At 70.5% G+C, this 24,859-nt stretch carries 24 protein-coding genes; 11 read left to right on the top strand and 13 right to left on the bottom strand.

The genetic code is table 11. The annotated features are described in order from the left end of the window. Window positions 1-140 precede the first annotated feature (140 nt). The 3 genes from AB7878_RS14060 (at window position 141) to AB7878_RS14050 (ending at window position 1,736) form a co-directional block, all read left to right on the top strand. Window positions 141-575 carry a hypothetical protein gene (locus tag AB7878_RS14060; protein ID WP_369494952.1) on the top strand — a complete coding sequence of 145 codons (435 nt, stop codon included), beginning with the start codon at window positions 141-143 and terminating at the stop codon, window positions 573-575. Window positions 576-672: 97 nt separating this feature from the next. Then, complete coding sequence (gene lplB, locus AB7878_RS14055) at window positions 673-963, top strand: lipoate-protein ligase small subunit (RefSeq protein WP_369494951.1); 291 nt, start codon at window positions 673-675, stop codon at window positions 961-963. Beyond that, a complete protein-coding gene (locus AB7878_RS14050) occupies window positions 960-1,736 on the top strand; it encodes a lipoate--protein ligase family protein (protein ID WP_369494950.1) in 777 nt (258 codons plus the stop codon). Before lplB ends, AB7878_RS14050 begins: the two co-directional genes overlap by 4 nt. A gap of 52 nt (window positions 1,737-1,788) precedes the next feature. On the opposite strand, the gene AB7878_RS14045 is transcribed toward AB7878_RS14050, so the two are convergent. Continuing rightward, entirely contained in the window at window positions 1,789-2,277 is a 489-nt protein-coding gene (locus tag AB7878_RS14045) for an NUDIX hydrolase (RefSeq protein WP_369494949.1), read from the bottom strand. Window positions 2,278-2,380: 103 nt separating this feature from the next. Here AB7878_RS14045 and AB7878_RS14040 point away from each other — a divergent pair, with 103 nt between their 5' ends. From AB7878_RS14040 to AB7878_RS14020, 5 genes are all read left to right on the top strand, one after another. Continuing rightward, window positions 2,381-3,187, top strand: coding sequence for a phosphodiester glycosidase family protein (locus AB7878_RS14040; protein WP_439653800.1), 807 nt, complete (start codon window positions 2,381-2,383; stop codon window positions 3,185-3,187). Beyond that, a complete protein-coding gene (locus tag AB7878_RS14035; RefSeq protein WP_369494948.1) occupies window positions 3,184-5,604 on the top strand; it encodes a penicillin acylase family protein in 2,421 nt (806 codons plus the stop codon). Before AB7878_RS14040 ends, AB7878_RS14035 begins: the two co-directional genes overlap by 4 nt. Window positions 5,605-5,757: 153 nt before the next feature. Continuing rightward, complete coding sequence (locus AB7878_RS14030; protein ID WP_369494947.1) at window positions 5,758-7,977, top strand: TIR domain-containing protein; 2,220 nt, start codon at window positions 5,758-5,760, stop codon at window positions 7,975-7,977. Window positions 7,978-8,052: 75 nt separating this feature from the next. Next, window positions 8,053-8,463 (top strand): hypothetical protein, encoded by a 411-nt coding sequence (locus AB7878_RS14025; protein WP_369494946.1) that lies wholly within the window; start codon window positions 8,053-8,055, stop codon window positions 8,461-8,463. After that, a complete protein-coding gene (locus AB7878_RS14020; protein WP_369494945.1) occupies window positions 8,463-10,205 on the top strand; it encodes a hypothetical protein in 1,743 nt (580 codons plus the stop codon). Before AB7878_RS14025 ends, AB7878_RS14020 begins: the two co-directional genes overlap by 1 nt. Window positions 10,206-10,235: 30 nt before the next feature. On the opposite strand, the gene AB7878_RS14015 is transcribed toward AB7878_RS14020, so the two are convergent. The 5 genes from AB7878_RS14015 to AB7878_RS13995 are packed head-to-tail and all read right to left on the bottom strand — an operon-like array spanning window position 10,236 to window position 13,389. After that, window positions 10,236-10,946 (bottom strand): RNA polymerase sigma factor, encoded by a 711-nt coding sequence (locus AB7878_RS14015; protein ID WP_369494944.1) that lies wholly within the window; start codon window positions 10,944-10,946, stop codon window positions 10,236-10,238. Window positions 10,947-10,966: 20 nt separating this feature from the next. Next, a complete protein-coding gene (gene folE, locus AB7878_RS14010) occupies window positions 10,967-11,698 on the bottom strand; it encodes a GTP cyclohydrolase I (RefSeq protein ID WP_369494943.1) in 732 nt (243 codons plus the stop codon). Between the two features lie 24 nt (window positions 11,699-11,722). Beyond that, complete coding sequence (locus AB7878_RS14005; protein ID WP_369494942.1) at window positions 11,723-12,133, bottom strand: DUF2231 domain-containing protein; 411 nt, start codon at window positions 12,131-12,133, stop codon at window positions 11,723-11,725. A gap of 5 nt (window positions 12,134-12,138) precedes the next feature. Beyond that, window positions 12,139-12,477 (bottom strand): hypothetical protein, encoded by a 339-nt coding sequence (locus AB7878_RS14000; RefSeq protein ID WP_369494941.1) that lies wholly within the window; start codon window positions 12,475-12,477, stop codon window positions 12,139-12,141. A 36-nt stretch (window positions 12,478-12,513) separates the two neighbouring features. Then, window positions 12,514-13,389, bottom strand: a complete 876-nt coding sequence (locus AB7878_RS13995; protein ID WP_369494940.1) for a patatin-like phospholipase family protein — start codon at window positions 13,387-13,389, stop codon at window positions 12,514-12,516. Between the two features lie 139 nt (window positions 13,390-13,528). Here AB7878_RS13995 and AB7878_RS13990 point away from each other — a divergent pair, with 139 nt between their 5' ends. Further along, window positions 13,529-14,119, top strand: a complete 591-nt coding sequence (locus tag AB7878_RS13990; RefSeq protein ID WP_369494939.1) for a peroxiredoxin-like family protein — start codon at window positions 13,529-13,531, stop codon at window positions 14,117-14,119. Here AB7878_RS13990 and AB7878_RS13985 read toward each other — a convergent pair. The 7 genes from AB7878_RS13985 to AB7878_RS13955 all read right to left on the bottom strand — a co-directional run bounded on the left by AB7878_RS13985 (window position 14,104) and on the right by AB7878_RS13955 (window position 20,233). Next, window positions 14,104-14,490, bottom strand: coding sequence for a DUF3224 domain-containing protein (locus AB7878_RS13985; RefSeq protein ID WP_369494938.1), 387 nt, complete (start codon window positions 14,488-14,490; stop codon window positions 14,104-14,106). The two genes, AB7878_RS13990 and AB7878_RS13985, sit on opposite strands and share 16 nt — an antisense overlap. Before the next feature lie 30 nt (window positions 14,491-14,520). Then, window positions 14,521-15,897 (bottom strand): MBL fold metallo-hydrolase, encoded by a 1,377-nt coding sequence (locus AB7878_RS13980; protein WP_369494937.1) that lies wholly within the window; start codon window positions 15,895-15,897, stop codon window positions 14,521-14,523. Window positions 15,898-15,921: 24 nt separating this feature from the next. Then, a complete protein-coding gene (gene dapE / locus AB7878_RS13975) occupies window positions 15,922-17,073 on the bottom strand; it encodes a succinyl-diaminopimelate desuccinylase (protein WP_369494936.1) in 1,152 nt (383 codons plus the stop codon). A 56-nt stretch (window positions 17,074-17,129) separates the two neighbouring features. Next, the gene (locus tag AB7878_RS13970; protein WP_369494935.1) at window positions 17,130-18,194 is read right to left on the bottom strand and encodes a VIT1/CCC1 transporter family protein; all 1,065 of its coding nucleotides are present in this window, start codon (window positions 18,192-18,194) and stop codon (window positions 17,130-17,132) included. Between the two features lie 91 nt (window positions 18,195-18,285). Further along, window positions 18,286-18,645: a Spx/MgsR family RNA polymerase-binding regulatory protein gene (locus AB7878_RS13965; RefSeq protein WP_439653799.1), complete on the bottom strand. Its 360-nt coding sequence runs from the start codon at window positions 18,643-18,645 to the stop codon at window positions 18,286-18,288. Window positions 18,646-18,743: 98 nt separating this feature from the next. Then, window positions 18,744-19,568: a 2,3,4,5-tetrahydropyridine-2,6-dicarboxylate N-succinyltransferase gene (dapD, locus tag AB7878_RS13960; protein ID WP_369494934.1), complete on the bottom strand. Its 825-nt coding sequence runs from the start codon at window positions 19,566-19,568 to the stop codon at window positions 18,744-18,746. A 182-nt stretch (window positions 19,569-19,750) separates the two neighbouring features. After that, window positions 19,751-20,233 carry a PepSY domain-containing protein gene (locus AB7878_RS13955; protein WP_369494933.1) on the bottom strand — a complete coding sequence of 161 codons (483 nt, stop codon included), beginning with the start codon at window positions 20,231-20,233 and terminating at the stop codon, window positions 19,751-19,753. 285 nt (window positions 20,234-20,518) lie between these two features. On the opposite strand from AB7878_RS13955, the gene AB7878_RS13950 reads away from it, so the two are divergent. After that, window positions 20,519-23,677, top strand: a complete 3,159-nt coding sequence (locus AB7878_RS13950) for a ligand-binding sensor domain-containing diguanylate cyclase (protein ID WP_369494932.1) — start codon at window positions 20,519-20,521, stop codon at window positions 23,675-23,677. A gap of 45 nt (window positions 23,678-23,722) precedes the next feature. Beyond that, a complete protein-coding gene (locus AB7878_RS13945) occupies window positions 23,723-24,847 on the top strand; it encodes an HD-GYP domain-containing protein (RefSeq protein WP_369494931.1) in 1,125 nt (374 codons plus the stop codon). The last annotated feature ends 12 nt before the right edge of the window (window positions 24,848-24,859 follow it).

Raw genomic sequence — 24,859 nt, 5'->3', positions numbered from 1 at the left:
TGGATGTCACGGCCAGCTGATGTCGGGATGAATCCCGACCCACAAGGGCTACGGGGAACCTCGCGCCGCCGGAGCCGTCAAACGTCGGTACACGCCGTCGCCACTCATGCGTTGAAGACGGCATTCCCCGGAGCAAGTCCATGAAGCCGCTCGTCCTCATCGTTGCCTGCCTGCTCGCCGCGCCCGCCTGGGCGCAAAGCGCCAGCCAGCCGCTCAACCTCAAGCTGCCGCCGCAGAGCGACATGCCGCCGACCGACCTGCCCGCCCGCAGCGCCAGCACGGCCAAGCCCGCCAGCAGCACGCCCGGCATGTACTACGGCGACACCAGCGGCAGCACCAGCCATGCGGACGAGCGCAGCGCCAGCCTGCAACGCTGCGACGACTCCACCTACAACCAGCCTCAGGTGCACGGCAGCGTGGGCATGGGCGTCGTCGCCGGCAACCACGCCAGCGGCAACTACCAGACCGGCACGGTCAGCGTCAGCAAGCAGCTCGGCGACTGCGACCACCCCAGCGGTTCCGTCAACTTCTCGATCGGCGTGGGCCAGGGCCACTTCCACGGCCGCGGCTGGTAAGCCCGTGCGCCTGCGCCGCAGGGCCGCTCCCGCGCCGTCGCGCTAGACTCGTCGCTTCCGTTCCGGCATGGCCGGACGCCACGGATGCGCGCAAGCGATGCACGGCGAATACAAGATGCCCGGCGGCAAGCTGGTGGTGGTCGACCTCACTCTGCACGACGGCCGCTTCGCCGGCGTGCGGCTGAGCGGAGACTTCTTCCTCGAACCCGACGCGGCGCTGCCGGCGATCAATGCCGCACTCGAAGGCCAGCCCATAGCCATTGACGACGCCACGCTGGGCACCGCCATCGACGCCGCCCTGCCCGCGGGCACCACGATGTACGGCATCTCCAGCGCAGCCATCGTCGTCGCGCTGCGCCGCGCCCTGCACGAAGGAGCGCCCGCATGAGCCGCAGCGACTGGCGCGACCACGACTGGCAGCTGATCCACGCGGCACCGCAGTCGCCGCTGCTGCACATGGCGCTGGACGAGGCTTTGCTTGACGCGGTCGGCGCGGGCCGTCGCCAGCCCACGCTGCGCCTGTGGGAATGGGCGTCCCCCGCGGTGGTGATCGGCCGCTTCCAGTCGCTGCGCAACGAGGTGGACGGCGACGCCGCGCAACGCCACGGCATCGAGGTGGTGCGGCGCATCTCCGGCGGCGGCGCGATGTTCATCGAGCCGGGCAACACCATCACCTATTCGATCTACGCGCCGCTGTCGATGGTCGAGGGCCTGAGCTTCCAGGAATCCTATGCGCTGATGGACTCGTGGGTGCTCGAAGCGCTGCGCGAGCTTGGCATCGAGGCCTGGTACCAGCCGCTCAACGACCTCGCCTCCGCCGCGGGCAAGATCGGCGGCGCCGCGCAGACCCGCCGCGGCGGCGCGCTGCTGCACCACGTCACCATGGCCTACGACATCGACGCGGCGAAGATGCTGGATGTGCTGCGCATCGGCCGCGAGAAGCTCTCCGACAAGGGCACCGCCAGCGCCGCCAAGCGCGTGGACCCGCTGCGCAGCCAGACCGGCCTGCCGCGCGCCGCCGTGGTGGAGCGCATGCTGGCCACGTTCCGACGGCTGCACGGCCTCGCCGACGACCACCTGCGCGACGACGAACTGGCGCAGGCGCAGGCTCTCGTGGAGGACAAGTTCGGCACGTACGCCTGGATCGCCGACGTGCCCTGACGCCACGCTTTTCTCCCCTCCGTCCCGGTCTGCGGGAAGAGCAGCAAGACACTCACAGCCGCGTGTACGACCACGACTGCATGCGCCCGTCCCGGTACGGCATCACGCCGTGGAACGGGCGCGGATCGGCATCGAACACCAGCGGCAGGAAGTGGCGGTCGCCTTCCCACATCGGCAGCTCCATCAACCGGTCGCGCGCCACCCATTCCAGCGTGCCTTCGGGGTTGCGTTCGAGCGGCGTGCCTTCGTAGCGGTCGATCAGGAAGATGAAGCCCAGCCAGTCCTCGCCCTGCTTGCCGAAGCCGGGCCAGTTCAACGTGCCGCGCAGTTGCATCGACAGGCACTCGATGCCGGCCTCCTCGCGGATCTCGCGGCGCATGCAGGCGGCGATGTCCTCGCCCGGCTCCATCTTGCCGCCGAGGCCGTTGTACTTGCCCAGGTGCTGGTCGTCCGGCCGCGCGTTGCGGTGGATCATCAGCACCTGCGTGCGGTCGGGCGAAAGCACGTAGCCGAGCGTGGCGACAATGGGGGTGTAAGGCATGGCGAAACGACCGCGGAAAGCGTCGATTGTAGCGGCGCCGGCCACGCCCCTTGGCGCGGACTTGCATCGACCCGCACCGGGCGGCGACCATCGGCGAATGCGCATGATGCTTCGCCCATCCTCCGAGCCTTGCACTCGCCGCTGGCGCTGGCTGCCGCTGCTGGCGCTGCTCGCGGGCGCGGCCGGCTGCGGCGCCTCGGCGCGCGCGCCGCACAGCCGCGAGCTGAGCTTCGACGGCCAGACCTACCGCGTGGTGACGCTCGACCTGAAACACGACCCGCTCAGCCTGCACTGGCGCGACCCGGCCAGCGGCGAGGCCTACGGCGACATCGAGACCCTGCAGCAATGGGGCGAGGCGCACGGCCGGCGCCTGCTGTTCGCCACCAACGCCGGCATCTACGACCGCAAGGCCGCACCGCTGGGCCTGTACGTGGAGAACGGCAAGACGCTGGTGCCGCTGAACATGGCGCACGGCAACCCCGCCTCCGGCAACTTCTCGCTGCTGCCGAACGGCGTGTTCGCGATCTACCCCGACGGCCACGCCGCCGTGCACACCAGCGCCGCATTCAAGGCCGACGGCAAGCCGGTGCGCTGGGCCACCCAGTCCGGCCCGATGCTGGTCATCGACGGGCAGCTCAACCCCAGTTTCGTGGACGATTCCGGCAGCCTGAAATGGCGCAGCGGCGTCTGCGCGAAGACGCCGCATGAAGTGGTGTTCGCGGTCAGCGAGGTGCCGGTGAACTTCCACGGCTTCGCGCGGCTGTTCCGCGACAAGCTGGGCTGCCGCGACGCGCTGTACCTGGACGGCAGCATCTCGCAGGTCTTCGTCGACGGCGAAGGCTACGCCGGCGCGCCGGCGTTCCTGGTCAAGCCCTACGCGGGCATCTTCGCGGTGTTCGTGCCGCAATGACCCGGCGCCGTTTCCGCTGGCTGCGCGGCCTGCTGCTCGCGGTGCCGGTCTTGCTGCTGGCCGCGCTCGGCACCGGCGGGTACCTGCTCGCCGGCAGCCGCGCGCAGCTGGACGGCCGCGTCCGCACCGGCAGCGTGCAGGCGCCGGTGGAGATCCAGCGCGACGCGCTGGGCACGGTCACGCTCAGGGGCCAGAGCCGCGGCGACCTCGACTACGCGCTGGGCTACGTGCACGCGCAGGAGCGCTACTTCGAGATGGACCTGACGCGCCGCACCGCCGCGGGCGAGCTGGCCGAACTGGTCGGTCCGGCGGCGCTGGCTGCCGACCTCGGTCATCGCCGCCATCGCCTGCGCGCGGTGGCGGAAGCGGCCTATGCGCAACTGCCGCCCACGCAGCGGCAGGAACTCGACCGCTACCGCGACGGCGTCAACGCCGGACTCGCCGCGCTGCGCGTGCGGCCGTGGACCTACCTGTTGCTGGGTGCGAAACCGAAGCCGTGGCGCTCCGAGGACACGTTGCTGGTGATCGCCGCGATGTACCTCGACCTCAACCACGACGGCCGCAACACGCGCGAGCTGCGCGTGGCCGAAATGCATGCGACGCTGCCCGCCCCGCTGGTGGATTTCCTGCTCGCACCCGATCCCACCTGGGAAGCGCCGCTCGAAGGCCCGCTGTCGCCGGAGCCGGTACCGCCCGACGCCAGCGTGTTCGACCTGCGCAGTCTGCCCGCGACCAGGCCAGTCGCCGACCTCGCCGCCGTGCTCGCGCCCACCCACGACGCGCGCCGCCCCGGCAGCAACAGCTTCGCGGTGGCCGGCACGCTCACCGGCACCGGCGCGGCGATGCTGGCGAACGACATGCACTTGGCGCTGCGCGTGCCGGACATCTGGTTCCGCACTAGGTTGCGCTACCCCGATCCCGGCGCGCCGCACGGCAAGCGCGACGTGGTCGGGGTGAGCCTGCCCGGTACGCCGGCGATGATCGTGGGTTCCAACGGCCAGATCGCCTGGGGCTTCACCAACAGCTACGGCGACTGGATGGACTGGGTGCGCGTGCTGCGCGATCCGCACGATCCCTCGCGCTACAAGGTGCCCGAAGGCTGGGCAGCGTTGCAGACGCACGAGGAGATCATCCGCGTGAAAGGCGGGGCGCCGCACACGCTGAAGGTGGAGGACACGCGCTGGGGCCCGATCATGGCCAAGGACGCCGACGGCACGCCGCTGGCGCTGGCCTGGATCGCCCAGCAACCGCGCAGCTACAACCTCGGCCTGATGCAGCTGGAACGCACCGCCAGCGCCGCGGCCGCGCTTGAGCTCGCGCCCACGTTCGGCATGCCGCCGCAGAACATGCTGGTGGCCGACGACGCCGGCCATATCGGCTGGACCATCGCCGGCAACGGCGTCCCGCTGCGCAGCGACGCCGATGCCCGGCGGCCCTCCGACTGGTCGCAGCCCGGCACGGGCTGGACCGGCTGGGCCACGCCCGCGCAGTACCCGCGCGTGCTCGACCCCGCCGACGGCCGGCTGTGGACCGCGAACAACCGCGTGGTGGGCGGCGCCGCGCTGGCCCTGCTCGGCCACGGCGGCCACGACCTCGGCGCCCGTGCGCAACAGATCCGTGACGACCTGTTCGCGCATGCGGATTTCACCCCCGGCAACCTGCTCGACATCCAGCTCGACGACCGCGCCGTCTTCCTCAGCCGCTGGCAGCAGTTGCTGCAGCAGACCCTGGCCGGCACGCAGGAACCGGCGCTGCGCCAGTTGCGCGAGCTCACCGCCGTCTGGCGCAACCGTGCCGACCCGGACAGCGTGGACTACCGGCTGGTGCGCGCGTTCCGCGACGCGGTGCACGACGCCGTGCTCGCACCGTTCGCCGCACGCGTCATGGCGAAGTATCCCGACTTCGCCTGGCCCGGCCTCGGCGACCCGGAGGCCGCGGTGTGGATGCTGGTGCAGCGCCAGCCGCCGAACCTGCTGGCCCCGGCCTACCCGGACTGGCATGCGCTGCTGCTGGCCGCCGCGCGCCATGTGGCCGACACCCTGGGCAAGCAGCCCGGCGGCCTCGCCGCGCGCCGCTGGGGTGAGATCAACCACGCCGGCATCGATCACCCGCTGTCGCGCGCCCTGCCCGGCTTCGTGGCGCACTTCCTCGACATGCCCGACGACGAACTGCCCGGCGATGACGACATGCCACGCGTGGCGCGCCCCGGCTTCGGCGTCTCCGAGCGCCTGGACGTGTCGCCCGGCCACGAGGCGCAAGGCGTGCTGGAAATGCCCGGCGGCCAGAGCGGTCACCCGCTGTCGCCGTACTACGGCGCCGGCCACGAGGACTGGGTGCACGGCCGCCCCACCCCGCTGCAACCCGGCCCCGCGCAGCACACGCTGACGCTCGAGCCGAGGACCATGGACACCAAATAATGTGATGTGCATCACATTTTTGCGTGCTATTGTCCCGCTGCGAGGGTCGTGACACGCCGTACCACCGCGATTGTTCGGCGCCCGATTCCCGGTCGGCGGTTGTGAATTTCCCGGCAAGGGAATGCATCACCTCGTGCGGGAGCGCGGTGCGCCATGACACCAGCCTCCGCGATGCCGGATTTCCGGTACCGCGCCTTCATCAGCTACAGCCACCAGGACAAGTCCTGGGCGGACTGGCTGCACAAGGCGCTGGAAACCTACGCGATCCCGCGGCGGCTGGTTGGCAAGACCACGGCGGCCGGCGTGATTCCGAAACGCCTCGCGCCGATCTTCCGCGATCGCGAGGAACTGGCCAGCGCCACCGACCTCGGCCGCAAGGTCAGCGAGGCGCTGGCGCAATCGGCGAACCTGATCGTGATCTGCTCGCCGCGCTCGGCCACCTCGCACTGGGTCAACGAAGAGGTGCTGGCGTTCAAGCGGCTGGGCCGCGACGAGCGCATCTTCTGCCTGATCGTGGAAGGCGAGCCGAACGCCGGCGACGCAGCCGGACCGGATGCCCGGGAGTGTTTCGCGCCGGCGCTGCGCCACACGCTGGGCGCCGACGGCCAATCGGGCGCGCAGCGCCGCGAACCGGTCGCCGCCGACGCTCGCACCGGCAGGGACGGCAAGGGCAACGCGAAACTGAAGCTGATCGCCGGGCTGCTCGACCTCGACTACGACCGGCTCAAGCAGCGCGAGTTGAAGCGGCGGCACCGGCGCATGGCGGCGATCACCACACTGGCGCTGGTGGTGATGGCGCTGACCACCATGCTCGCGGTCGCCGCGCTGTTCGCCCGCCATGCCGCCGTGGTCGCCCGCAACGACGCCGAGCGCCGGCAGAAGCAGGCGGAAAACCTGGTCGGCTTCATGCTCGGCGACCTCAACGACAAGCTGGCGCAGGTGAAGCGCCTCGACATCCTCGAAGCCGTCGACGACAAGGCGATGGCGTACTTCGCTTCCCTGCCGACCGGCGACGTGACCGACCAGGCGCTGGGCCAGCGCGCCAAGGCGCTGGAAAAGATCGGCAACGTGCGCCAGGAACAGGGCCACCTGCCGGCCGCGCTGCAGTCGTACCAGGCCGCCGCGAAGCTGGCCGGGGCGCTGGCCCATGCCGCGCCCCGGGACGCCGCCCGGCAGGTCGCCTACTCCCGCACGCTGGCCTACGTCGGCATGACCTACTGGTACCAGGGCCGGCTCGACGATGCGCAGCATGCCTTCGAGGCCGCCCAGCGCGCCCTGCAGGGCGCCCGCGCGCAGGCTGGCCAGGACCCGGCCCTGCTCTCCCAGCTCAGCAGCATCGACAACAACATCGGCCACGTGCTGGAGGCGCGCAGCGAACTGGATCAGGCCGCGACCCAGTACCGGCAGATGCTCGCGCTGGCGCAGCAACTGGTGGCGCTGCAACCCGACCGCGCCGAGTGGGCCGTGCAGCTCGGCAGCGCGCACAACAACCTCGGCAAGCTCGCGCTGCTGCATGGCGACCTCGCCACGGCCGTCGCCCAGTACGGCGCCGACGACGCGATCGAGTCGCGGCTGGCGGCGGGCGATCCACGCAACAACAGCCAGCACGAGAACATGCTGATCGTGCGCGCGATCCTCGGACGCACGCTGGCCATGACCGGCAACGATGCAGCCGGCATGCGCGACCTGCAGCAGGCGGTCGACCTGGCGACCGAACTGGCACGCGTCGATCCCCGCAACGGCGGCATCCAGGAAGACCTGGCGCGCTACGCCACGCAGCTGGCGCGGCTGCGACGCCTCAACGGCGATCCTGCCGCCGCCACGACGCTGAACACACGCGCGTTGTCGATCCTGGCCAGGCTGGCCCGGCAGGATTCCACCGATGCCGAGCTGCAACGCGAGCTCGCCGAAGCGCAGGCGGAGCAGGCGGCGCAATCCCTGGCCGGCGGACAGCTCGCCGCGGCCCGTGCACAGGCCAGGACAGCACTCGATGGGCTCGCCCCCCTGCTCGCCCGGCAGCCGCACAATCGCACGACCCTGCTGGCCACGCTGGACGCCCAGTTGCTGCTGGCCAGGCTCACGGCCGATCCGGGTGCGGCCATGCAGCTGCGCCGCGAGGTGGCGGACCGGGCGCGGGACCAGCCCGGCGGGCGCGGCGATCCGCGCCTGCAGTCCCTGCGGGTGCAGGCGCTGCTCGCGCTGGGCAACCGCGCCGAAGCGCAGGCCCTGACCCGGCAACTGTGGAACAGCGGCTATCGCGATGCGCAGTTGCTGGCCGCCCTGCCGCACGCAGGCGCGGCCTATCCGCCCAATGCCGCCTTCCGGAAACAGCTGGCGGCAGCCAGCGCAGGCACCGCTGCAGCATCGCGCTGAACGAGGAGCCCACGAACGAGAAAACCTCGGCAGCAAGCGTCACGAACACCCGTCTCTCACCCGCAGGAGTCCGCCATGAACAAAGATCTCGAACTGAGCGTCACGCTGAACACGGATCTGCCCGGCCACGCGTATCTCGTGGTCAACGGCGGCAAGCACGTGCACGAATTCAACGAGCACCCCGAGGGCCAGGGCATCTGCTGGACGCTCACCGGCAACGCCAGCCACGGCGAGTTCTGCGAGCTCGACAGCGACACGCCCTGCCTGCAGTGGCCGCACCGGAAACCGCCCGAAGGCATCTTCCGTTCGCACGCGAAACCCGCACCCAACAAGTTCCACATGCTCAACCACCACACCGGCCAGGACAGCCGGGGCCAGTGGCACTACCAGCTGTTCGCGCGCTTCGGCGACCGGATCTGCCAGACGCCATGGACCAGCACCAACGGCGCGTCCGACACGTCCAACCCCACGATCAAGAACACCTGATGACCGCCGCCGGATCGGACGCCACGGCCGCGCCAGCTGGCGGCGAAAGCCCGGCGCCGGTCGCGGTGCCGCTGGTGATCGGCGTCACCAGCCACCGCAACATACCCGCACGCGAGCTCGAGCCGATCCGCCAGTGCGTGCGGGATTTCCTGGCCCGGCTGCAACGCGAGCTTCCCGGGCTGCCGCTGGTGCTGCTGTCGGCACTGGCCGAAGGCGGCGACCAGCTGGTGGCCGAGGAGGCACTGGCCGCCGGCGCCCACCTGCTGGCCCCGCTGCCCTTGCCGCGGGAACTGTACGTGGAGGACTTCACCGATCCGGCCTCGCACGCCCGTTTCGACGCCTTGTGCGCCCGCGCCGAAGTCATGCAGCTGCCGCTGCAGGCGGAACCGTCGCCCCGCGAGACCGGCTCGCCGGGCGCGGCGCGCGACGGCCAGTACGCGCGGGTCGGCGTCTACATCGCCAGCCATTGCCACATCCTGCTGGCGATCTGGGACGGCAAGCCTTCGCACCGGATCGGCGGTACCGCGCAGATCGTGAGGTACCACCTGAGCGGCGTCATGCCCGGCCCGCATCACCGGCATCGTGGCGCACGCCACGTGCTGGGCGCCGGCGACGAGCGCCTGCTGTACCACATCGTCTGTTCGCGCGATGCCCCCGACGGCGCCCCCGCGGACGGCCTGCTGCCGATGCAGACCCGCTGGCGCAGCACCGACACGGCCGCGACGCCCGAGGCCGAGTTCCGCCGCATGTTCGCGCACATGGCCGAGTTCAATGCCGACTGCGCCAGGTACGCCGTGGCCATCGATGCCGCGGCAAGCCCGCCCGATGCGTCGGCGGCCGCCGCGACGAACGTCGACCGCCTGTTCCATGCGGCCGACCGCCTGGCACTGCATTTCCAGGGGCGCGTGCTGCTGGCGTTGCGCTCGACCTACACGCTGGCCGCGCTGATGGGCATCGCCTTCACCTGCTATGCGCACCTGCCGGGACAGAACGTCCTGATCTACCTGTTCCTGCTGCTGTTCGCGCTCGGCGCGCTGGTGGCCGTGCTCGCCCGTCGCCGCGACTGGCACCGCAAGTACCTGGACTACCGCGCGCTGGCGGAAGGCCTGCGCATCCAGTCGTACTGGCGGCGCGCCGGCATCGCGGTGAACAGCGAGCACGAATTCGTCCACGACAACTTCCTGCAGAAGCAGAACGTCGAACTCGGCTGGATCCGCAACGTGATGCGCGTCTCCGCCCTGGCCTCGCCCGCCGGCACGGAGGAACCCGCGCCGGCCGAACTGGCGCGCGTCATCGCGGAATGGGTCGGCGAATCGGGCAAGTCGGGGCAGCTCCACTACTACGAACGCAAGACCGCCGAGCGCAGCGGCCTGCACCATGTCACCGAGACGATAGGCTCGATCAGCCTGTGGGGCGGCGTCACCATCAGCGTGTTCCTCGCGCTGTTCGTGTTCCGGCTGTCGGAAGGGTCGAAGACCGTGCTGGTGACGGCGATGGCCGTGCTGTCGATCATCGCCGCGGTGCGCGAGGCCTATGCGTACCGCAAGGCCGACAAGGAGCTGATCAAGCAGTACCGCTTCATGCAGCGCATCTTCGCCGGCGCGCGCACGGCGCTCGACCGCACCCGCGATCCGGTGGAGCAGCGCGCGATCCTGCTCGCGCTGGGCGACGCCGCGCTGACCGAGCACGCGGAGTGGACGCTGATGCAGCGCGAGCGCCAGGTGGAGCAGGGCAAGCTCTGAACCTGCCCGCCGGCCACGCCGCGATCCGGATCAGCCGCTGCCCGTGAGCCCGGCGCTGCGCCCATGCGCCAGCACCGTCGCCACGATGCGGTCGCAACGCGCACCGTCAAACGCAAAGGCATCGGCCACCGCGAGGTCGACCTCACTGGCAAGGCCTTCGCGCAACAGGCTGCGTGCACGGAAAAAGCGGCTGCGCACCGTGGCCTCGGGTATGTCCAGTGCCTGCGCCACCTCCTCCACGCTCAATTCCTCCACCGCACGCAGCATGAATACGGTGCGGAACGCCTCGGGCAACAGGTCGATGCGGGTTTCCATCAGTCGGCGCAATTCGGCGCGCATGGCGAATTTCTCCGGTAGCCGGGCGGGATCGTCGGCAAATGCCGACCGGGTGGCCGCGTCGCTCGCATACAGCGCGGCGTCCAGCGGCACCACGGGCGCGGCCTTGCGCCGCCGGCGCGCCAGCGCCTGGTTGACCACGATGCGCACCAACCAGGTGGAGAGCCTTGCTTCCGCACGGAAACTGCCCAACGCGCGCCAAATCTGCAGGTAGGCATCCTGCAGTGCATCCTCGGCCTCCTCGTCCACGCCCAGGATGCTGCGCGCGGTGCGGAACAGCAGCCGGTTGTGGCGCCGCATGATGGCCTCGAACGCACTGCTGTCGCCCGTCGCCGCCCGCTGCACCAATTCGGCATCCGGCGTGTCTTTGCCAATCGGTGCCATCGTCGTGTGACTGTATTGCATGGACTTCGTCTCCACCGGGTTCAACCGCCGTCGCGGCTTACCGTATCGAGGAACACGCGCCGCAACTCGGCATCGTGCACATAGCTGCCGCGCACCACCACGTTGCGCATCGACGCACCATCCTGTTCCACTCCGCGCCAGTGCATGCAGAAATGCTCGGCCTTCATCGCCACCGCAAGACCCGCGGGCTGCACGCAGCGTTCCAGCTCATCGGCCAGCATCACCACCGCCTCCTCCTGGATCTGCGGGCGGCGCATCACCCATTCGGCGAGACGGGCATACTTGGACAGCCCGATCAGCGCCGAGTCCGGGTTCGGCTGGACGCCGATCCACAGCCTGCCCATGATCGGACACAGATGGTGCGAGCAGGCACTGCGCACGCGGATCGGCCCTACCAGCATCGGCTCCGCCAAACGCTCCACGTTGGGAAAAGCCGTGGTCGCAGGCGCACTCCGGTATCGGCCACCGAACACCTCGTCGACGAACATCCTTGCCACGCGCTGCGCCGTACCACGGGTGTTGTGATCGCCGACCACATCGATCACCAGCGCATGCAGCACCTCCTGCAGCCGGCCCGCCACTTCCTCGCGCAGCTCGGCCAGCTCGCCACCCCGGATGAAGCCCGCAATGTTGTCGTTGGCGTGATAGCGCCAACCCGCTTCAATCAGACGGGCACGGATGCGTCCGGACACCGGCAAGCATGCGGTACCGGCATCGGGTTGCAGTACAGCCACGGCAGACGGGGCGGGCATGCGTCACTCCTTCGGCGAACAAGATCAGTCGCGGCCCACGCCGTGACCATAGACCAACCGGCCGCCCAGCCAACCACCCACCGCGAGGGCGAGGAAGCCGCCCGCATCGAGCAGCAGCGAGAGCGTGTCCGGCACCAGCGGCTGCAGGTGATCCAGCCGCAGCAGCAGGCGGGTGGCGAACAGCGCCAGCGCCAGCAGCATCACGCCCATGTGCCAATAGGCGTCGCGCATCGCCGGCCCCTCCGGCACGCGGGCAAGTTCCACCAGCCCGGCCAGCATCGCCAGCAGCGCCATGCCGCAACCCACGGCCAGCAGGCCGGCCGACCACGACCAGGCCGCCGCGCCGAAATGCAGGCTGGCGAAATCGACCGCCACCGCGAGCGACCAGCAGGCCACCGGGAAATGCACCAACGCCGGATGCAGGGGATGACGCATGACGGTCACACCAGCAGGCTGAGCAGGGTCAGGAAGCCGACCACCGCGACGCTCGCATGCACCAGCACCACCGCCTTGGGCGGCAGTTTCCGGCGCAAGTGGAACGAGGCCAGGAAGAAGCCGCCCAGCGCCGCGATCAGCAGCAGCACGAAACCGGCCAGCACCCGCTGCGGCACCGAACCCTGCACCAGCATCACGATCAGCAGTACCAGGCCAGTGGCACCCAGCAGCGCATGCAGCACGGACAAGGCCCAGGGGGCGAACTTGCCGCGCAGCACATGGGCCGCGAGTATCAGGCCGCCCACGGCAGCGATCGCGAAGGCAAGCAAAGCGTAGTTGAGCATGTCGATAGTCCTCGGTTGGGTGGTTGGGAAGTCGGGTCAGTGCACGGCATGAAGCCGATCCTGGTGGGCCAGCGGCACGTGCAGCGGGCCGCTGCGGCGCAACCCGCCACTCGCAAGCCAGTCGCGGGTCTGCGCGGCGGCGCGCTCGATCAGCGCCACGGTCTGCGAAAAATCGAAGGCCGACACCGCCAGCGGGCACAGCGGCGGCACGATGACGATCTCGGCCAGCGCGGTGCAGTGCTGGACGTCGCGATCGAGCTGGCGCATCGACAGCAGGCTCATCACCTGCAGGGCCCGCGCCGCCATGTCACGCGGCGGTTCCTGCAAGGCGCAACTGGTGCCGGTGGGCAGCACCAGGATGCGCTGCGCGCCCAGCGCCAAGGCGCCGATAATCGGCGTGTTGCTGCCCACGCCGCCGTCGATCAGGCGCCGCCCGGCCACGACCACCGGTGGGAACACCACCGGAATTGCCGTGCTGGCCAGCAGTGCCACGTCGATGGCGCCGGAGGAAAGCAGCACTTCGGCGCCAGTCATCGCATCGGTGGCCACCACGTGCAGCGGCACACGCGTCTCTTCGATGCGCCGCACATCGAGCGCTGCCGCAATGATGACCCGCAGCGCATCGGGCTCGACCAGATGGTCGCGTCGCAACAGCAAGGCCTTCAGCCCCGCCAGCAAGGTCAACGGGAACACGTCCTTGCGACGCAGGCGGCGCCACAACCCGGCCAGCCGCGCCACACCCTCGACCGTGGGCGCCTGTGCGTAAAACGCGGCGTTGAGCGCGCCCACCGAGGCACCGATCAGGAAGTCTGCCTGCACGCCCGCCTCGGCCAGCGCCTGCAGCATGCCCACCTGCACCGCGCCCAGGCTGCCGCCACCGCTGAATACCCAGGCCGTCTTGGGCCTCGCCATCACGCTCTCCACGAATCGCCCGCACGGGGCGTTCCTGTCCATTGGATGCAGGCAGGCGCCGCGGCGTTCCCGGGAACGCCCGTGCCACCCTGTACATCTGATGTGCAGACCCGCGGTTCCACCACACCTGGCCAAGCCCATGCGACTGACCGCACCGACCTCCGCTCCGCAGCTCGAACTGCCCGACACCCAGGGGCAGACCATCACGCTCGGCGACGGCGGGCGACCCACCCTGCTCTGTTTTTTCCGCGACGCCGCCTGCCCGTTCTGCAACCTGCGCGTGTACGAGCTCACCGAGCGCCATCCGTCGTTGCACGCGCGCGGGCTCGCCATTACCGCGGTGTTCGTGGCCACCACGGACGACGTGCGCCGCTTCGTGGCATGCAGACCACGTCCGTTCCCGGTGATCGCCGATCCCGACGGCGCGGCGCACGCCGCCTACGGCATCGAGCGCTCGTTCTGGCGCAAGTTGAAGGCCATCGTCACCCGCATGCCCGCCTTGATCCGTGGCTTGCGCATCGTGGGCCTGGCGGGCTTGAACACCAGCAACCTGATGCCGGCGGATTTCCTGATCGACGCCAGGGGCCGCATCGTGGAGGCCTATTACGGCAAGGATGCCGGCGACCGCATTCCATTCGAGCGGGTGGAGCGCTTCCTCGCCGGTCAGCCGCGCGCGCGCCGGGACAGATCGGTACCAGACGCTGATGCGGCGGCTCAGGGCAGGCGATAGTCGAACGTGTACGAATGGCCGCCCTGGACGTCGATGTGGATCGCCAGCGAACCGGTCAGCCCGGCGAGTTCCTCGCTGCCCGAATCCGGCACCACGCTCACCACCAGCGTGGATGCGCCGCGATCCATCGTGCCGGAGTGCTGCAGCACGAAGGCGCCATGGCGGCCGTGCAACGTGCCGGTGACCCGCTCCATCGCCACGTAGCCGGCCGAACCGTCCACCGTGCTGCGGTACGCCAGCATCTCGCCGAGGCTGTGCGCCACGAGGTCGCCGCTGAATTGCTTGTCGATGCCCATGCGGCCCAACCCGCTGTCGGCGTGGGTGGACGATTGCGGTTCAAGTTTTACCGTGAAGGTGCCGGTGGCTTGCATGAGTACGCCTCCTGGTGAATGCCGCCTGCGTCAAACGTCGAGCCGCATGCCCGGTTGCGACAGCGTCACCGTGACGCCGTAGCGTCGCTTCAGTTCCACCGCCAGCGCCTCGCGCGCCGGGTTCTCGCCATGCGCCAGCGCCACCGGCGGATGGTTGGGGCTGGCGCCGTACCAGTCCAGCAGGCCCTGCTGGTCGGCATGCGCGGACAGGCCGCCCACGGTGTGGATCTGCGCGCGCACCGGAATCTCCTCGCCGAACAGGCGCACGCGCGGCACGCCGTTCACCAGCAGCCGGCCCAGCGTGCCGGTGGCCTGGTAGCCCACGAAGACCACGTGGTTGCGCGCGAACGCGAGGTTGTTCGCCAGGTGGTGGCGCACGCGCCCGCCGTTGGCCATGCCGGAGCCGGCGATGACGATCGCGCCACCGTGGATGCGGTTGATCGCCTTGCTCTCGTCCACGCTCTCGCTGACGCGCAGGTTCGGCAGCTTGAACGGCTTGATGCGCCCGGCCCAGACCTTCACGGCATCGGTGTCGAACAGCTCCTCGTGACTGTCGTAGACCGCCATCACCTTCGCCGCCATCGGGCTGTCGAGGAAGATCGTCCACGGCGCGAGGTTCCAGTCCCCGAAGTGCTCCGCGAACCAGTACAGCAGTTCCTGGCTGCGCCCCACCGCGAACGCGGGGATCACCACGTTGCCGCCGTCGGCGCGCGCCGCGGCGAGGATCTGCCCCAGCTCGGCCACCGTGGCGGCGCGATCCTTGTGGTTGCGGTCGCCGTAGGTCGATTCCATCAGGATCAGGTCGGCGCGCGGCGGCGGCGCGGGATCGCGCAGGATCGGCGTGCCGCGCATGCCGACGTCGCCGGTGAACAGCAGACTTCGGCCGTCGGCACGCAATTCGATCATCGCCGAACCGAGGATGTGCCCCGCCTCGTGCAGGCGCACCGTCACGCCCGGCAGGATGGTCGTGTCGGTTTCGTAGGCGAGCGGATGCAGCTGCTTCTGCGCGACGACGACGTCTGCCGCCGTGTAGGGCGGCACGGCTTCCGGTTCGCCCGGCGCCCGATCGCGGTTGTCGAATTCCGCACTGCGCTCGGCCAGCGAGGCGGCGTCGAGCAGCATGATGGGAAACAGGTCGCAGGTGGCGGCCTGCGCCCAGATCGGCCCCCTGAAACCGCGCTTGACCAGCAGCGGCACGCGGCCAATGTGGTCGATGTGCGCGTGGCTGAGCACCAGTGCGTCGATGGAGGCGGGATCGAACGCGAACGGCTCGGCGTTGCGCGCCTCCGCGTCGCGGCTGCCCTGCACCATGCCGCAGTCGAAGAGGATGCGCCGGCCGGCGACCTCGATCAGATGGCAGGAACCGGTGACTTCGCCGCCTGCCGCACCGTGGAATTCGATTCGCATGCCTGCCTCCGATGAATACGGTTGTCAGCCCGCCAGCATCCGCTCGCAGATCGCCTGGTACAAATCCGGCAAGCGCTCCAGCTCGGCCACGTCCACGCATTCGTCCACCTTGTGGATGGTGGCGTTGACCGGCCCCAGTTCCACCACCTCGACGCCCAGCGGCGCGATGAAACGGCCGTCCGACGTGCCGCCGCCGGTGCTCTGCTCGGGATCGATGCCGCACAGCTCGCGGCACACGGCCACCACCGTCTCGCGCAGCTTGCCGCTGGGCGGGGTGAGGAAGGGCTCGCCGGAGAGGTTCCACTCCAGCGCGAAATCCAGCCCGTGCTTGTGCAGGATCGCCTCGGTACGCGCGCGCAGATCCTCCGCGCGGCTCGCGGTGCAGTAGCGGAAGTTGATGAGGGCGACGAGCTCGCCGGGAATCACGTTGTTCGCGCCGGTGCCCGCGTTGAGGTTGGAGACCTGGAACGAGGTGGGCGGGAAATCCGCGTTGCCTTCGTCCCAGCGCTCTGCGGCGAGTTCCGCCAGCGCGGGTGCGAAGGCGTGGATCGGATTCAACGCCTTCTCGGGATAGGCCACGTGGCCTTGCACGCCGCGCACCGTGAGCGTGCCCGAGAGCGAGCCGCGCCGGCCCACACGGATCAGGTCGCCCAGCCTCGCCTTCGCCGAGGGTTCGCCCACCACGCACCAGTTGATGCGCTCGCCGCGGGCGCGGAAATCCGCGGCCACCTTGCGCACGCCGTCGAGGTTGGTCGGGCCTTCCTCGTCGCTGGTGAGCAGCAGCGCCACGCGGCCGGGATGATCGGGGTGCGCCGCCACGAAACGTTCCAGCGCCACCGCCATCGCCGCCACCGAACCCTTCATGTCGGCGGCGCCGCGGCCAAACAATCTCCCGTCGCGAACCACCGGCTCGAACGGCGGGCTCTGCCAGCGATCCTCGGGACCGCTGGGCACCACGTCGGTATGGCCGAGGAAGGCCAGCGTGGGGTCCGGCTCCGATGAAGCATGGCCTCCATGCACCGCCCACAGATTGTCCACCTCGCCGTGGCGCTGGTGCTCGATGCGGAACCCGGCGCGCTGCAACCGTTCCGCCAAGAGCGCCTGGCAACCAGCGTCGTCGGGCGTCACCGAGCGGCGGCGGATCAGTTCGCAGGCAAGGTCGAGCACGTCGGACATGGCGCAGGCGGTCGCGTGGGGTGAAGCACGCAGCATAGCAAGCAGAAGGCGCGTGCTCAGCCGGCGACCACCGTGCCCAGCAGGTGCCCCACGCCGTAGGTGATCGCTGCCGCGGCCAGGGTGATCACGAACTGCCGTGCGATCGAGAACAGCACGCTGCGGCCGGTGAACAGCGAGGTGCCGGTACCGATCAGCGCCAGCCCCACGACGGTAGCGGCCATGCTGCCCAGCATCGCGGCGTGGCCGTGCAGGAACTGGTAGGGCACCACCGCGAACGCCGCGCCGAACGCGAACAGGCAGAACGAGGACAACGCCGCGCTCCATGCCGAACCGCCCAGTTCGGCGGGATCGATGCCCAGGTCCTCGCGCACCACGGTGTCCAGCGCGGTGCGCGGCGTCTCGGCCAGATGCTCGGCCAGGTGTTCGGCCTCGGCGCGACCCAGGCCCTTGTCGCGGTAGATGCCGGCGATGTGGCGCACGCCGTCCTCCGGCGCCACCGCGAGGCGCTCGGCGCGCTCGGTGATCTGCGCCTGGTAGAACTCGCGCGAGCTGTTCACGCTGAGCCACTCGCCCAGCGCCATCGAGCAGGCACCGGCGACCAGGCCGGCGAGGCCGGCGAGCAGCACGGCGCGATCGCTGGCGGCGGCACCCGCCATGCCCATCACCAACGAGGCGTTGGAGACCAGGCCGTCGTTCGCGCCCAGCACGGCGGCGCGCAGCGTGTTGCCGCTCTGCGCACGGTGGCTGTGGCCGCGTGCGGCGCGCAGCTGCGGCGGCACGAAGTGGTCGCGGTGGCCGCTGCGGTCCACCGGCGTGGCGCCGTGGTCGGCATGTTCCAGCCGCACCACGGTGGGCATCACGAACTCGGTGCCGAAGGCTTGCGCGAACCAGCCCAGCACGCGCACGCGCAGTCCCGTCCGCGGCGGCGGCACCACGGCGCCCGCCTCGCGCAGATGCGACTCCCAGAACGCCGCGTTCGCCTGCTCGCCCTCGGCGATGCGCCGGTAGGCGCGCGCCAGCCGCGCATCGGCAGTCAGCTCGGCGAGCCGCGCGTACAGCGCGGCGTTGTCGCGCTCGATGCGCAGGTTGATGCGGTAACGGCGGACGTTGCTGGTCGTCATGCAGGTGTGGCGGGCAGGCGGAGGCGCGCAGCCTAGCAACGAAGCCCCGATGCGGGTGAGGACGGATCGCGTTCCGTCGATGCGGTGGGGCTCAGCGCGGAAACAGTTTCTTGAAACCGTTGTCGCTGAAGCCCGTGCTGACGCTGCCGTCCTCCTTGAGCACCACCGGGCGGCGGATCAGCGCGGGATATTCCTTCAGCAGCAGGGTCCACTCCGGATCGCTGCCGGGGTTCTTGCGCTGCGGCAGCAGGTTGCGCCAGGTGGTCGAGGACTTGTTGACCAGCGCCTCCCAGCCGCCGAGCTGCGCCGCCCAGGCCTTCAGCGTGGCCGCCGGCACCGGGTTCGCGCGGTAATCGACGAACGTGTAAGGCACCGCGAAGCGGTCCAGCCAGTTGCGCGCCTTGCGGCAGGTGTCGCAGGTGGGCAGGCCGTAGAGGGTTGGCTGGATCATGCGGATTTCCTGTAGGGGCCCACCCTGTGGGCGATCGATCTCGCTGCAAATCCCATCGCGCACAGAGCCTGCCCCGGACTTGATCCGGGGGTGCGCTCCTACAAGGCTCGCAGCAGTTCGTTGATGCTGGTCTTGCCGCGCGTCTTCTCGTCCACCTGCTTCACGATCACCGCCGCGTACAGGCTGTGCGAGCCGTCCTTCGCGGGCAGGCTGCCGGCGACCACCACGCTGCCGGCCGGCACGCGGCCATAGCTGACCTCACCGGTGGCGCGGTTGTAGATACGGGTGGACTGGCCGAGGAACACGCCCATGCCGATCACGCTGCCGCGCTCCACCACCACGCCCTCGACCACTTCCGAGCGCGCACCGATGAAGCAGCCGTCCTCGATGATGGTGGGATTGGCCTGCAGCGGCTCCAGCACGCCGCCGATGCCCACGCCGCCGGAGAGGTGCACGCCGGCGCCGATCTGCGCGCAGGAACCCACTGTGGCCCAGGTGTCGACCATCGTGCCGGCGCCCACGTGCGCGCCGATGTTGACGTAGCTGGGCATCAGCACCGCGTCCCTGGCGATGTGCGCGCCGCGGCGCACCAGCGCGCCGGGCACCACGCGTGCGCCGAGGCCCTGCAGTTCCGCGTCGTCGCCGTGGGCGAAGCGCAGCGGCACCTTGTCGAAAGCCAGCGCCGGACCGCCGTCCACCACGCGGTTGCCGTTGATGCGGAAGTACAGCAGCACCGCCTTCTTCAGCCACTGGTTGACCTTCCAGCCGCCCTGCCCGTCCGGCTCGGCCACGCGGCGCTCGCCGGATTCGAGCAGGTCGAGCACCTGCCCCAGCGCGGGGCGCAGGTGGGTCTCGACCTCGGCCTGGGTCAGTTCGTTGCGACGCTCGAACGCGTCGTCGATCAGGGATTCGATGCTTTGCATGGGGAATGGACGTCCAAATCAGCCGGAAGATAGCCCCGCCATTGTGCCCGCCCGCGCCGCAGGGGGAAACCGCCGGTGCCCGGAAGCCCGCGCTCACACGAAGGACGACCGGCGGGCACCCATGCTCGCGCCACGATTCGCCCGCGGATCGGGAGGGCCGGCACGCGCTTGTCCGGTACGCGCTAAACCAGCGCGAGCAGGATCGGCACCGCGATGCCGGCAAGGAAGATCGCGAGGATGCGCCCCGCACGCCGCGTGTATTTCCAGGAGAGATACAGACCGGTCAGGGTCGACACGGCCAGTGCGAATGCGACCAGCGCGACGAAGATCTTCAGCGGCAGCGGGTTCTTCGCCCGCGGCGCGGTCGTCCCGGCCTCTGCACGGATGGCCGGGGCCGGCATCGCGGCCGCCGGCTTCTCCGTCGCCGGCGCGGCCGGCGGACGCAGCTTGGCCGGCGGCACGGCCATGTCCTGTTTCTTGTGCAGTTGCCCCGCCACCGCGAGCCACTTCGGCGGCGCGTAGCTGCTGCCACGCTTGGCCTCGTGCAGGCCGAAAGTCTGCAGGCCGCCGGTGATCGCGAAGAACAGCAGGGCCGGCGCGGTGAACACGCCGAGGTAGAGGTGTACCAGGCGGCAGCCTTTGAGGAAGCGATGGGTCAATGACATGCGGCAATTTCGCAAATGAGAATCGATAGCATTTAACCAGATCGTGGCGGCGAGGTGAAGCCTCCGGCTGGTCCCGCATCGGACAAAACCGGGCGGCGGCGGCGTCTGTTCCCCCCGGCACGGTGGTCACCTTGCCGTCCCGTTCCTGCCCGCTCAAGTTCGGCGGCCGATGGCCGATACCGAACTCGGCAAGACTCTTGCTTGCCGGTCTGTACCGGGCCTGCCGCAACGGCCGGCCACGCTGAGAACGTGATGGATGAGAGGGGCGCCGCCGTAGACAAGCCGATGAAACGCCGCCCGCGCCTGGTCCGGGTGCTGGCGCTCGTCGCGTGCGGCCTGCTGGCCGGCCTCGCGCTGGCCGCGCCCGCATGGGCCGCGTCCGCGCCGGCGGCATCGATCGAGGCGGGCCTGCCGTTCATCCGCAATTTCGATCCCCGCAGCTACGGCGCCGCGGCGCAGAACTGGTCGCTGGCGCAGGATCGGCAGGGCGTGATCTACGTGGGCAACGTCGACGGCGCCGTGCTGGCCTTCGACGGCGCGCGCTGGCAGCGCATCCCGGTGCCCAACCGCGCCGCGGTGCGTTCGCTGGCACTGGGCGCGGACGGCCGCATCTACGTGGGCACGGTGGGCGACCTGGGCTACCTGGAGCCGGACGCCACCGGCCAGCTGGGCTTCGTCTCGCTGCGGGACAAGATCCCGCCCAGCGAGCGCGATTTCGCCGACGTGTGGTCGATCCACCCCACCGCCGACGGCGTGTTCTTCGCCACCACGACCCAGCTGTTCCGCTACCGCCACGGCGCGATGGAGGTCTGGAGACCGAAGACCTCGTTCCACCTCAGCTTCCTGGTCGACGGCAAGCTGTACATCCGCGAGGTCGGCCTGGGCCTGCTGCAACTGGACGGCGAGCGGCTGGAACTGTCGCCCGGCGGCAGCCGCTTCGCCGACGAGAAGATCTACGCGCTGCTGCCCTGGCGCGGACCGGACGCGCAGCCCGGCGACCTGCTGGCGGGCACGCGCACGCAGGGCTGGTTCATCCGCCACGGCGACAGCTGGCGGCCCTGGATCACCGAAGCCGACGCGGCGATCCGCAAAGGCCAGCTGTACAACGCGAGCTGGCTGGCCGACGGCCGGCTCGCCGCGGGCACGCTGCGCGGCGGCTTGTTCCTGCTCGATGCGCAGGGCCACCTGCTGCGCACGCTGACGCGCGGCAGCGGCCTGAGCACCAACATGATGCTGGCGCAGTTCCAGGATCGCGAGGGCGGCCTGTGGATCGCCGCCGGCAACGGCATCAGCCGCATCGGCCTCGGTTCGCCGCTGACCTACTACGGCGAGCGCGGCGGCCTGCCGGACGGCGTGCAGGCACTGCAGCGCCACGCGGGCACGCTCTACGCGGGCACCACCGACGGGCTGTACCGCCTGGTGGATGGCGCCGACGCGCATTTCGAACGGCTGCCCCGGGTGACGGGACAGATCTGGGGCTTGGCCGAGGTCGACGACGATTTGCTGGTCGCCAGCAGCGACGGCGTGTTCGCGCTCGCCGACGGCACGTCCAGGCAGTTGCTCGACACCCGCCAGGGCGCGCTCTCGACCGCAGCGCTCAGCCTGCGCCGCTCCACGCGCAATCCCGCGCGCGTGTTCGTGGGCTACCCGGACGGCATCGGCACGCTGCGCCACGAGGGTGGCCGCTGGATCGACGGAGGCCGCATCGCCGGCGTGCGCCAGGAAGTACGCACGATCCGGCAGGACGCCGACGGCCATGTGTGGCTGAGCCTGTGGGTCGGCGGCGCGATTCGCCTGAGCCTGCCGCCGGACTGGCAGGGGCCGCGCGACGGGCGCGCCGTCAGGGTCGAGCGCTTCGGCACCGCGGAGGGCCTGCCACCGGAACAGAACGACCTGGTGATGATCGACGGCCGGCTGCGCTTCACCACCCCGCATGGCATCTATCGCTTCGACGAGGCCAGCGGCCGCTTCTCGCTCGACCCGGCGTTCACGGGGTTGTTCCCCAATGGCCCGCAGCCGGTCGACGTACTGCACCAGGATCGTCGTGGCGGCCTGTGGGTGTATGCCGTCGCCGATGCCGACGGCGGCAAGCAGACCGGCCACGCCGTGCACGCCGGCCAGGGCTGGCGCTGGGCGGACACGCCATTGCAGCCGCTGGCGGGCATCGACATGTCGGTGTTCCTGGACGACGCCGACGGCACCCTGTGGCTGGGCGGCGACAAGGGCCTGTACCGCTACCGGCCCGCGCTCACCGCATCGGCGGACCCGCCGCCGCGGACGCTGCTGCGCATGGCGGCCGAGCAGGGCGGCCGGGTGCTGTTCGCCGACCACCTCGCCACTGCGCAGCCGCCGGAAATCCCCTACGCGCAGAACTCGATCCGCTTCGAGTTCGCGCTGCCCAGCTACGAGCACTCGGACGCCAATCGCTACCAGGTATGGCTGCAGGGTCTGGACCGCGACTGGTCGCCGTGGAGCGACGACGCCTACCGCGACTACACCAACCTCCCGGACGGCCGTTACCGCTTCCACGTGCGCGCGCGCAATGTGCACGGCCGGCAGGGCCGGGAGGCCACGTTCGATTTCCGCATCCTGCCGCCGTGGTACCGCACCGCCTGGGCCTGGCTGCTGTGGATCGCCGCCGGCATGCTGGCGCTGAGCCTGCTGGTGCGCTGGCGCTCCGCCGCGCTGCGCCGGCGCAACCGCGCGCTGGCCGGCCTGGTGGCACGGCGCACCGGCGAACTGGCGCAGGCCAACCGCGCGCTGCGCGAGGCCAACGAGGCGCTGGCCCAGCAGATCGTCACCGACCCGCTCACCGGCCTGAAGAACCGCCGCTACCTCAGCGAGCACATCGAGCACGACCTCGCCGCCGCGCGTCGGCACTGCCGCGACCACGGCCCCGGCGCGCAGTTGCTGTTCCTGATGGTGGACATCGACCACTTCAAGCAGATCAACGACAGCTACGGCCACGCCACCGGCGACCGCGTGCTGCTGCAGTTCCGCGACGTGCTGCTCTCGGTCACCCGCGAATCCGACACGCCGGTGCGCCGCGGCGGCGAGGAGTTCCTGATCGTGGCCCGCTTCGCCCCGCCCGGAGCCGGCCCGCAGTTCGCCGAGCGCATCCGCGCGGCGGTGGCCGCACAACACTTCGAACTGGGCAACGGCCGGCACGTGCACCTCAGCTGCTCGATCGGCTTCGCCAGCTACCCGTTCTACGCCAGCGAACCGGAGCGGCTGAACTGGGAGCAGGTGGTGAACATCGCCGACGAATGCCTGTACGCGGCCAAGCGCCAGGGCCGCAACGCCTGGGCCGGCGTGGCGCCGGTGGCGACGCCGCCGGCGGGCAGCGCGATCGATGCGCTGCACGCGACATTCGCCCGCCTGCCCGAACCCGGACCGCTGCCGGTGCTGGCCTCGTGGACCTGCGCGGAACCACTGGAAGCCTGACATGCCCTGCCGCACTGACCGCACATCCGGACGAAAGGAGGAGCCGTGCCGCGGCGCCCGCTCGACGCGACCGAACTGACCGTGGGCCTGCCCATGCGCTTCAATGCCTACGACGGTCGAGGCAACCTGTTGCTGTGCGTGGGCCAGGTGATCGGCAGCACGGCGCAGCGCGAGATGCTGCTGCAGCACGGGCTGTTCTACGGTTCCGAGGAGGAATGCCGCGGCCCGCTGCCGCCGTCGCCGGAACCGGCGCGCTCGCCGCTGGCGCGGCTGCTGGACGCGCGCCAGCGCCTGCAGGCCCTGCTGGCCGATCCGGAGCCGGCGGATTTCCCGGCGGCGCTGGCCGACATCGCCGCGCAGGTGCGCGAGGCCTGCCGGATCAATCCCGACGTGGCGCTGGCCAGCATCCTGCTGCACACCGACGGCCCGTACAGCAGCCGCCATGCGGTGAACGCGGCGGTCGCCTGCCAGCTCACCGGCATGGCGCTGGCGCTCGATGCCGGCGAACTGGCGGCCATCGTCGCGGCCGCGCTGACGATGAACATCGGCATGTTCACCCTGCACGATACGCTGGTCGCATGCGAGGGGCCGCTGTCCGACGTGCAGCATGCGATGGTGCGCGCGCATTGCCGGCTCGGCGTGGCGATGCTGCGCGAGCGCGGGATCACCAGCACCACCTGGCTCGACGCCGTGCGCGACCACCACGAGCGCAGCGACGGCAGCGGCTATCCCGACGGCAAGCGCGGCGCGCAGATCGGTCGGGCGGCATGCCTGGTGGCCCTGGCGGACATCTATTGCGCGCGCGTCGCCGGTCGCGAGTACCGGCCGCCGCTGCAGCCGACGCAGGCGCTGCGCTGGCTGTTCCTCAACGAAGGAGCGGCGCTGGACGAACACCTGGCCCGGGTGTTCATCAAGACGCTCGGCGTTTATCCGCCCGGCACCGGCGTGCGCCTGCGCAACGGTGCACTCGCGGTGGTGCTCCACCGCCAGTCGGCCGGCCACCAGCCCGTGGTGGCCTCGCTCACCACGCACGACGGCCTGCGCCTGCACTCGCCGATCCGGCGGCGCGGCGACATCGAGGCGCATGCGGTCACCGAAGTGGTGGACCTGGCGGCGCTGGGCATCCGGGTCGGCATGGAAGCGCTGTGGGGCGCCGACGCGGCGGAGTGAGTCCGGCGAAGC

It is taken from the genome of Rhodanobacter humi (assembly GCF_041107455.1).
GTDB lineage: Bacteria > Pseudomonadota > Gammaproteobacteria > Xanthomonadales > Rhodanobacteraceae > Rhodanobacter_A.
The sequence above is the reverse complement of the archived record's forward strand: the minus strand, read 5'-3'. Positions and strand labels throughout refer to the sequence as shown.

What these genes read in the sequence shown, in the direction of transcription:
- AB7878_RS13955 (WP_369494933.1), bottom strand. Translation starts at nt 20,233, where the DNA reads ATGTCATTGACCCATCGCTTCCTCAAAGGCTGCCGCCTGGTACACCTC.
- dapD (WP_369494934.1), bottom strand. Translation starts at nt 19,568, where the DNA reads ATGCAAAGCATCGAATCCCTGATCGACGACGCGTTCGAGCGTCGCAAC.
- AB7878_RS14025 (WP_369494946.1), top strand. Translation starts at nt 8,053, where the DNA reads ATGAACAAAGATCTCGAACTGAGCGTCACGCTGAACACGGATCTGCCC.
- AB7878_RS13985 (WP_369494938.1), bottom strand. Translation starts at nt 14,490, where the DNA reads ATGCAAGCCACCGGCACCTTCACGGTAAAACTTGAACCGCAATCGTCC.
- AB7878_RS13965 (WP_439653799.1), bottom strand. Translation starts at nt 18,645, where the DNA reads ATGATCCAGCCAACCCTCTACGGCCTGCCCACCTGCGACACCTGCCGC.
- AB7878_RS14040 (WP_439653800.1), top strand. Translation starts at nt 2,381, where the DNA reads ATGATGCTTCGCCCATCCTCCGAGCCTTGCACTCGCCGCTGGCGCTGG.
- AB7878_RS14045 (WP_369494949.1), bottom strand. Translation starts at nt 2,277, where the DNA reads ATGCCTTACACCCCCATTGTCGCCACGCTCGGCTACGTGCTTTCGCCC.
- AB7878_RS13980 (WP_369494937.1), bottom strand. Translation starts at nt 15,897, where the DNA reads ATGCGAATCGAATTCCACGGTGCGGCAGGCGGCGAAGTCACCGGTTCC.
- AB7878_RS14060 (WP_369494952.1), top strand. Translation starts at nt 141, where the DNA reads ATGAAGCCGCTCGTCCTCATCGTTGCCTGCCTGCTCGCCGCGCCCGCC.
- folE (WP_369494943.1), bottom strand. Translation starts at nt 11,698, where the DNA reads ATGCCCGCCCCGTCTGCCGTGGCTGTACTGCAACCCGATGCCGGTACC.
- lplB (WP_369494951.1), top strand. Translation starts at nt 673, where the DNA reads ATGCACGGCGAATACAAGATGCCCGGCGGCAAGCTGGTGGTGGTCGAC.
- AB7878_RS14030 (WP_369494947.1), top strand. Translation starts at nt 5,758, where the DNA reads ATGACACCAGCCTCCGCGATGCCGGATTTCCGGTACCGCGCCTTCATC.
- AB7878_RS14015 (WP_369494944.1), bottom strand. Translation starts at nt 10,946, where the DNA reads ATGCAATACAGTCACACGACGATGGCACCGATTGGCAAAGACACGCCG.
- AB7878_RS14050 (WP_369494950.1), top strand. Translation starts at nt 960, where the DNA reads ATGAGCCGCAGCGACTGGCGCGACCACGACTGGCAGCTGATCCACGCG.
- AB7878_RS14000 (WP_369494941.1), bottom strand. Translation starts at nt 12,477, where the DNA reads ATGCTCAACTACGCTTTGCTTGCCTTCGCGATCGCTGCCGTGGGCGGC.
- AB7878_RS13990 (WP_369494939.1), top strand. Translation starts at nt 13,529, where the DNA reads ATGCGACTGACCGCACCGACCTCCGCTCCGCAGCTCGAACTGCCCGAC.
- AB7878_RS14005 (WP_369494942.1), bottom strand. Translation starts at nt 12,133, where the DNA reads ATGCGTCATCCCCTGCATCCGGCGTTGGTGCATTTCCCGGTGGCCTGC.
- AB7878_RS13950 (WP_369494932.1), top strand. Translation starts at nt 20,519, where the DNA reads ATGAAACGCCGCCCGCGCCTGGTCCGGGTGCTGGCGCTCGTCGCGTGC.
- AB7878_RS13970 (WP_369494935.1), bottom strand. Translation starts at nt 18,194, where the DNA reads ATGACGACCAGCAACGTCCGCCGTTACCGCATCAACCTGCGCATCGAG.
- AB7878_RS14035 (WP_369494948.1), top strand. Translation starts at nt 3,184, where the DNA reads ATGACCCGGCGCCGTTTCCGCTGGCTGCGCGGCCTGCTGCTCGCGGTG.
- AB7878_RS13995 (WP_369494940.1), bottom strand. Translation starts at nt 13,389, where the DNA reads ATGGCGAGGCCCAAGACGGCCTGGGTATTCAGCGGTGGCGGCAGCCTG.
- AB7878_RS14020 (WP_369494945.1), top strand. Translation starts at nt 8,463, where the DNA reads ATGACCGCCGCCGGATCGGACGCCACGGCCGCGCCAGCTGGCGGCGAA.
- dapE (WP_369494936.1), bottom strand. Translation starts at nt 17,073, where the DNA reads ATGTCCGACGTGCTCGACCTTGCCTGCGAACTGATCCGCCGCCGCTCG.